Origin of the sequence: Bacillus sp. FMQ74 (assembly GCF_001875785.1) — a bacterium.
GTDB classification, from domain to species: domain Bacteria; phylum Bacillota; class Bacilli; order Bacillales; family Bacillaceae; genus Bacillus; species Bacillus stercoris.
Genome location: NZ_MOEO01000044.1, coordinates 1 through 270, shown reverse-complemented (window position 1 = coordinate 270; position 270 = coordinate 1). Strand labels below are relative to the sequence as shown.

At 40.7% G+C, this 270-nt stretch carries 1 rRNA gene; it reads right to left on the bottom strand.

Annotation, left to right across the window (positions count from 1 at the left end):
* Positions 1 to 219: 219 nt before the first annotated feature.
* Positions 220 to 270 (bottom strand): 16S ribosomal RNA (locus BLL41_RS22935); the annotation flags it as partial.

Genomic DNA, 270 nt, shown 5'->3' with positions numbered 1-270 from the left:
TCGGCTCCTAGTGCCAAGGCATCCACCGTGCGCCCTTTCTAACTTAACCGTTAAAAAGAATCACTATGTGATATCTTGTATTACTAATTGAATGTGATGTCTACTGTTATCTAGTTTTCAAAGAACACGTTTCGAAGGAATGATCCTTCAAAACTAAACAAGACAGGGAACGTTCTGTTTATAAGACCCAAGGTCTTATATTCCGTATAATATCCTTAGAAAGGAGGTGATCCAGCCGCACCTTCCGATACGGCTACCTTGTTACGACTT